Here is a 7,854-nt window from a genome sequence, read left to right as displayed (position 1 = left end):
ACAGCTATGATTGTTCAATCACAGCTGTCCGGGACCTTTTACTCAATACTCTTAATCCATTCTAACAAATCGTCTTCTACTTCTTGAATAAATTCAGGGGCGCACGCTTCTTTATAGATCTTCTCAAACTTCACTTGATGTTCCTTAATCTCTTTTAAAACATCCCTTGCACTCATCATTTCATCTTTATATGCCCCTTTATATTTTTTCAAACGGTCTAGATGAACAACATCAGGGTTGCCATCAACAAACAATTCATATACATCGAGAACTTCATCAGTATCATTCACTGGATCATGCTCATGTGGGGCTGTTGCATCAAAGATAGCTACACTAAGCTCTCGTAAAATCAACATATCTAAACTTCCTGGGTCAAACCCACAATGGTAAATTTCGACATCAAACCCACGGTCTTTTGCTTCATGAGCCAATTTGCGAAGCATCGTCGACTTACCCGTACCTGAACGACCTTTAATAAAAATTCGTCTATTCAACTGTTCAGTTAACTCCATAACGTAATCGGTTGGACCTTGAGGGGTAGCAGCTCCTAAATAGCGATGTTTAACTGCTCCGGGTTTATTCAAACTGTGGTCAGCTAGTAAATCTTTTAGAAGGTATTCCGTTTCTTTATTAGCTTTTCTAACATTTAAGTAATCAATATAAATTTTTTCAACACGGTGGTGGTGCTCTAAGGCGGTTTGAAAATGATTAATCGATTCTGTATATAAACGCTTCACTTCTTCCTGATACTGTACTAATTCATACTCATGCTCTTTTAAATAGTCTGTATCATATCCGTCACCTAAATAAATTAGTTTTTCATATAAAGATGGGTAAACGAGTCGTTTTTGATTCATCTTCGTACGATCAAATACACCAATGCTTAGCGAAGGAATGACAATCCCTTCTAGTTGATCAGGCAATAAATGATTGTGAATGTATTCGATATCATAGTCGTCTGAGTACCTGTTTGCGACACGCTGAAGTATAGGACTAACAATTGATGTAAAGCCACCTTCGATATAGACAACTCGATCCAACTGTTCGATTAAGTTCTCATAAAAGTTCACATACCCCTTTGCCGTTGTGCCTCCCATGAAGTACCTGTAGTGAACCATAAGCTCCCTCCTTAAACTCCTGTAACATACTATATGAAAAGGGAGCTTGGAAAAGAACATTGCCAGGCCTCCTAACAAGGTCTACTTTTTCATTTCATGAATTAATTCATTTGTTTCATCTTCGTCTATCGCCTTCTTGCTTGAAGAGAACCAACCAATCACACCAATTAATACTAACACGCCGTAAAATATAACCTTCCAAAGTGTTGAATGCGCAAAGTCATACGGCAAAATCCCCACATCTTCGTGAGCAAGTGTGAAAACAACCAATTTTACACCTACCCAACCAACAATTAAGAAAGCCGCTGTTTCGAGGCCCGGCCTTTTCTTGATCAATTTTACAAAGTAGGTGGCGGCAAATCGCATAATAATGACACCAATCAAGCCACCAAATAAAATGACGAGAAATTGCCCACCATCCATTCCACCGATATCAGGTAAAGCTGTTGGAGGCAAGGCCATTGCAATTGCAACAGCTGCTAAAATCGAATCGACAGCAAAGGCTATGTCTGCAAGCTCTACTTTTAAAACCGTAGTCCAAAAACTTGCGCCATCTGATTTATTGGCCTTATTCATTTTGGATTCTTTCTTTTTATCCCGTTTAAGTACGTATTTTTTTACAATGTGGTTTCCTGAAATAAATAATAAATACAACGCACCTAAAGCTTGAATTTGCCATACATCTACTAAAAATGAAATGATAAACAATGAACCTATACGAAAGATAAATGCACCTAACAAACCGTAAAATAGCGCTTTTTTACGTTCTTTTTCTGGGAGGTGCTTAACCATAATCGCAAGTACCATAGCGTTATCAGCTGCGAGGATTCCTTCTAATATGATTAATATAAGTAAGACCCAACTATACTCTAATAACAAAGACCAATCCATGTTTAACTCTCCTCAGCATATATATAGGAAGAAAAATGCTGTTTATATTATCTCCACAATAGTGTTTTCCTAATGAAGGTAATAAATGGGTTAGTTTGTTTTTGAGTACGTTATGACGTAAACAAGAAAAAGAGCAGCACCTAATTGGCACTGCCCTTTCTTTCCACAGATTATTATTCGTGTTCTGCAATTTCTCCTTCAAGCTTATCTAGGATTTCGCCACCAACTTCTGATACTTCAGAACGATAGAACTCGCGGACATCTGTAGCGATATCTCTAAATGCTTGACGCTCTTCTTCAGTTAACTCAACAATTTCTGTTGCGTTATCTGTATCTTCTTCAATAATTGTGATGAACTCTTCGTTTTGACGCTGTTGCTCGTCAAAGATCCAGTCTTGCATCTCTTCAGTTGTTTCATCAACTAAAGCACGAATGTCATCATCTAATTCATTATACCATTCAGTATTAACCGTCGTCATTGCCACATAGTTATTGTGGTTTGAGATTGTCATGTAATCTTGTACTTCGTGGAATGATGCATCACCAATAAAGAAGATTGGGTTTTCTTGACCATCAACTGTTCCACGATCTAATGCAGTGTATAACTCACCCCAACTCATGTCTTGTGGGTCTGCACCGTAAGCTTCATATGACTCACGAATTAACGGAGACATTTGAATACGCATTTGGAAATTCTCAAAGTCTTCAGGTGAAGTTAGGGGTTCATTTGAAGTCCACTGCGTTGCACCTTCAGTCCAGTACGCAAGCGGCGAAATGTTATGTTCTTCATAACGCTCACGTAGGTCAGTATTTAATGCTTCACTATTCGTTAAAATGTCTTGAGTTGTCGCTACATCATCTGGGAATAAGAAATGTAATGCGAACAACTGTCCTTCAGATACCATATCACCAGTGAAACCTGGAGACATAACAGCCATTTCTACAGTACCTTGCATTAACTGGTCAACTTGGTCTGTTTCTTCACCAAGACCACCGAACTCATATACATCAATTTGTACTTCACCATCTGTCTTCTCGTACATGCGATCAGCAAATTCTTGCGCATACACATACTGCACTTGCCCTTCTACTTCCTCAGTTACAAAGCGCCAGTTTTGAGATGCATCTCCATCTCCTCCACAAGCTGCTAAAAATCCTAATGTTAGAACCATAGCTAATGCTAAACCAACATTCTTAAATTTTAAAATAATCATTACCCCCTAAAAATATATAGTGTTTTATATTTCTCTTACAATAATGCAAGAGAAATCTGTGGAAACAGGATTAATATAATCGACATAAGGATCATCATGATAATGAATGGCGGTGTTCCTTTAATAACCTCCATATATGGCCGGTTAAAGACGGCACTTGCGGTAAATATGTCGACTCCGAACGGTGGTGTCGCTGAACCTAACGCCGCCTGGAACGTAATGATAATACCTAAATGAATTGGGTCGACTCCTGCAGCTTCTGCAGCAGGTAAGAAAATTGGCGTTAAAACTAATATAACGACAATCGGGTCGACAAACATACAACCAACAAAGAAGAAAATACTTACAATAATTAATACATATAGCGCTGTAGGGTCAGTACCTAAAACTGTTTCTGTTAACATTCTCGGGATATTTTCTAAGTTAATTAAGAATGTAAAAACTTGACCACCAGCAACTAATATAAATACTACTGATGTAACTAAACCAGTAGACAATGCAATGCTAGGAATCTTTTTAATATGAATGGATCTATATACTAAAACTTCAAGTATTAACGCATACAATACAGAAACACCTGCAGCTTCTGTCGCCGTAAAGTAACCTGAATAGATACCACCAATTACTAAAATGGGGAAACCTAATGGTAAAATCGCTTTACGAAACGCTTGGAAACGTTCTTTCCAATCAGCTTTTGCTGCTAAAGGTATATTTTTCATCTTGGCGTAAATAATGCTGTATGTAGCAAAAACTAAAAACACCATTACACCAGGTAAAATACCGGCAATAAATAAGTCACCGATTGACTCTCTTGCAGCTAGTCCATAAATAATAAGCCCAATACTTGGCGGTACTAGCAACGCAACATCACTTGCATTAATAATTAATGCCATTGTGCTTGAATCTTTATATCCTGCACGGAGCATACGCTCTCGCATCGGTCGACCTATTGCAACAACAGTAGCTTGCGTCGAACCTGAAATCGAACCAAACATCGTACATGCAGCAGCTGTCGTTACAGCATAACCACCACGGATGTGACGAACGAAAGATCCAATAAAATCAAGTAAACGTTCTGAAGTTCTCCCTGATGTCATAATATCGGCTGCGAAAATAAATAACGGCACACACAACAATTCATAAGTACTAATCCCCGTAATTAATTGTGGAACCATCATTGACGTATCCAATAACGGTGAGAAAAAGACCGCTACTATAAAAGGTGCGATAATTAGCGGAATCATCATTGGAAAGTTTAGCATCAGGAGAACAAACATAATACCTAATAACGCTGTTAACATGGTTTGCTCCTCACTTTACCCTTTTTTAGACTTGCAAGTTATCATCTAATTCACGCTTTTCTGGTTCTATATCGTTATAATCTTTTGCATCAGTTCCGATATAAACTTCTTTATTAACAAGGTTCACAATCGTATTACGTGTAAACTGAATTGCCCCTGTAAAGAAGCCGATTGGGATAAACATGTAAAGGTAACCTTGTTGAACTTCTAAGGCAGTTGTTGTTCTCCCTGAATCAAATACAGTTAATGTATAGTTAAACGAAACATATGATAAGTAAAACAATGTTATAGCTGTAACGGCTGGAATAAAAATCGCCATTGCTTTTCTAACTTTCCAAGGAACCGTGTCATATATTGCTGACATACTAATATGACGTCCTTTTCTCGCTGCGTAACTAATCCCCATAAACGTTGCAATTACAACAGCAAACAAAGACACTTCTGAGTGGAACCAAATACTCGGCCCAAACAACTCACGACTAAGAACATTGCCAGCAATCATAACGGCAATCACGATGACAGCCCCACTTAAAATAATCTCTTCTAATTTCAAGAAGCCTTGATCTATGATGCGAAGAGCTTTTCCAATCCGTCTAAAAAAAGGACTCTTCCAAAACGAATGATCTTTCACTTTGTTCCTCCTCTGTCTACTAATGACATAGAGTGCCTGATACTCTATTACCCCATATAAATTGTTCCGAAACTTTTTTCTAAAATTTTCTTATATTGAATTATATATGTAGAGCAATATTATTAATTTAAATGGTATCGAACAAAAAAGGTTCGTCACAAACGCTGAATTTTCAGAAATATCATGATTATTGTTGTCATAGTTTGGTAGTTTATATCTATGACTGTCTATTCTTTTTTATAGTTTAATATCCTTACTCTTGTTCGCTCTTCCTTCAAATTTGTAATTTGACTTCCAGTTAAATTTCTTATATAGAACAGAGAATTTATTACCTCAATTGAAACAAATCGAGGTAACATACCATATTTTTAATTTTTAACCCATAAAAAATCCCTCCTTACTTATAAATAGTAAGGAGGGACATGATTTATTCTGGTTTAGCTAAACTTATAATTTGATCTCCTGGTTCTGCGTTTAAAGTATTTTCTGGTGTAAAGAAGTTAACCGAACCAGACTGTCTCACAATAGCTAGTAATACATCTTCTTCGCTTCGATCATTTAAGAAGTCATCGTAATTGTTTGACTCAGTAATCGCTGCTTTTTCGAAGATGAATCCATCGTTAATTTTTTCGTTAAGAGAAGTCCACGTTACTTTACCATCAAATAGAACAGTACCACTTATATGGCGACTTACTTCGCTTAATTGATCACCTTCGTTTGTTTGCAATGGTAATTGGAATAAGTGTTCTTTACCGTACTCAGGTTTGAATGTTGCACTTACAAGTGTGTTATAAGAGTCATACTCCGTAACACTCAACATATAGTCATACGGTGTCATATCTAATTGATACTCCATTTGTTCTGATAAGATTTCTTCGTGTTCATAAGGTACATCGGCTTTTGTTGCGTGTGTTAAACGACTTGAAGATGCATCTGTAATAATGACCGGCACCCCTAAGTCTTGTAAAGCCTTCGCAAAATTAGCTGAGAACTTGTTAGAACCAACAAACAAGACTCCATCTTTAGTATCCGTTGATAAGCCTAACTTGCGAGATAACCATCCGATTGAAAAGCCGTGCGCTAACACTGTACCAAATACTAAACCGAACGTAAGCGACGTTAGGATTTCAGCATCTTGGAATCCAGCATCAATTAAAACGTTAGCAAAATAAGCTGACACCGTTAAAGCAACAATACCTCTTGGCGCAATCCAACCAACGAGCAGTTTTTCACGGAATTCCAAATTCGTTCCAATCGTTGATAAGAAGATGGTTAATGGACGAATAACAAATAACATCATTAAAATAAATAACACAATATTTAGATCAAATATTGATAATAATGTTTCGCGATCTAATGATGCTGTTAACATAATGAAAATGACTGAAATGAGTAATATTGAAATATTCTCTTTGAAGTGCCGCATATCACTAATAGCTGAAATGTGCATATTCGCAATTGTCATACCCATAACGGTTACTGCTAGTAGACCCGTTTCGTGCATAATAAAGTCACTTAAGGCAAATGCCATAATAACCGTCACTAAAACGACTGGTGATTTTAAGAACTCGGGTACTAGTCCTCTTTCAAATGACCAGCCAATTCCATAACCGAAGGCTGCACCAATGATACCAGCTAAGACAGATGCTAATAAGAACATAATAACTGCATCAAATGTCACCGTTTCAATTGTTAAGAACTTAATAAACTCAAATGAGAAAACTGCTAATAATGCGCCGAATGGGTCTACGACGATTCCTTCCCATTTTAAGATGGCAGCTGCTCTAGGCTTTAACTTCGCCTGTCTTAAAAGGGGTAAAATTACAGTTGGCCCCGTTACAATGAAAATACCACCAATAACGAACGCAACAGCCCATGATAAACCAGCTACGTAATGCGCTGCTAATGAACCCAAAATCCATGCTAAAAAGGCACCAATAGTTACAATACGAAAGACAGGCTTTCGCATACCTTTAATCTCACGGAAATCTAAATTCAAACTACCTTCGAATAATATGATACCAACAGCAATCGAGATTAACGGACCATAAAGGTCGCCCAAGTCTGCTTCAGGATTGATAATACCGAATACAGGACCAGCTAGTAAACCAACAATCGCCATAACTACAATTGCTGGTAAACGAGTACGCCAAGCAATCCACTGTGACAGCACCCCTAAAGCACCGATGATCATCATAATCATTAATAAGTTTTCCAACACTGTTCCTCCTAACGCTTCTATATTAATTTACACATATTGAATAGGTTTATTAGATAATTCAATAAGGCAAATTGTATTTTTTACACAAGACACCATGCCATTATAATTTTGGAAAAATAGCCCGTCAATCAAAAAATTTTATTTGTTGATTTGGTGGTGTTTGGCGGGGGTTATAAGTGGTTTGGAGAGTTGGTTGTTGGGGATGTGATCTTTTAGAGGTTGTTGGGGTTTTGGCGCTGATGAGGTTTATTTGGCGTTCGCGGCTTTTATTTGGCGTTCGGCCAGACTATTTGGCGCTCATGAAGTTTATTTGGCGTTCGATCATATTTATTGGCGCTCGCATCTATTAGCACTCACCAATTTTATCAGCGTTCAAGATTTTTTATCGGCGCTCAACCTTTTTTATCAGCGCTCGGTCCCAGTTTATCAGCGTTCACAACTTTTTATCGGCGTTCGCACATTATTTATCAGCGCTCGC

Annotated in this window: 7 protein-coding genes; 1 reads left to right on the top strand and 6 read right to left on the bottom strand. The window is 37.6% G+C overall.

Annotated elements, in window-relative coordinates:
• Window positions 1–38: 38 nt before the first annotated feature.
• From A194_RS18440 to A194_RS0112730, 6 genes are all read right to left on the bottom strand, one after another.
• Window positions 39–1,118: a hypothetical protein gene (locus A194_RS18440; RefSeq protein ID WP_017187217.1), complete on the bottom strand. Its 1,080-nt coding sequence runs from the start codon at window positions 1,116–1,118 to the stop codon at window positions 39–41.
• A gap of 81 nt (window positions 1,119–1,199) precedes the next feature.
• Window positions 1,200–2,009 carry a TerC family protein gene (locus A194_RS0112750; RefSeq protein ID WP_017187216.1) on the bottom strand — a complete coding sequence of 270 codons (810 nt, stop codon included), beginning with the start codon at window positions 2,007–2,009 and terminating at the stop codon, window positions 1,200–1,202.
• A 173-nt stretch (window positions 2,010–2,182) separates the two neighbouring features.
• On the bottom strand, window positions 2,183–3,223 hold the full coding sequence (locus tag A194_RS0112745; RefSeq protein ID WP_017187215.1) for a DctP family TRAP transporter solute-binding subunit: 1,041 nt from the start codon (window positions 3,221–3,223) through the stop codon (window positions 2,183–2,185).
• Between the two features lie 35 nt (window positions 3,224–3,258).
• Complete coding sequence (locus tag A194_RS0112740) at window positions 3,259–4,524, bottom strand: TRAP transporter large permease (RefSeq protein WP_017187214.1); 1,266 nt, start codon at window positions 4,522–4,524, stop codon at window positions 3,259–3,261.
• A gap of 25 nt (window positions 4,525–4,549) precedes the next feature.
• Complete coding sequence (locus A194_RS0112735; protein WP_017187213.1) at window positions 4,550–5,155, bottom strand: TRAP transporter small permease; 606 nt, start codon at window positions 5,153–5,155, stop codon at window positions 4,550–4,552.
• A 427-nt stretch (window positions 5,156–5,582) separates the two neighbouring features.
• Window positions 5,583–7,373, bottom strand: coding sequence for a cation:proton antiporter domain-containing protein (locus A194_RS0112730; RefSeq protein WP_017187212.1), 1,791 nt, complete (start codon window positions 7,371–7,373; stop codon window positions 5,583–5,585).
• Between the two features lie 253 nt (window positions 7,374–7,626).
• On the opposite strand from A194_RS0112730, the gene A194_RS20815 reads away from it, so the two are divergent.
• Window positions 7,627–7,854: hypothetical protein (locus A194_RS20815; RefSeq protein WP_237718770.1), on the top strand; the 228-nt coding region annotated here is incomplete at its 3' end.

This window comes from Alkalibacillus haloalkaliphilus C5, assembly GCF_000269905.1.
Lineage (GTDB): Bacteria > Bacillota > Bacilli > Bacillales > Alkalibacillaceae > Alkalibacillus > Alkalibacillus haloalkaliphilus_A.
The sequence above is the reverse complement of the archived record's forward strand: the minus strand, read 5'-3'. Positions and strand labels throughout refer to the sequence as shown.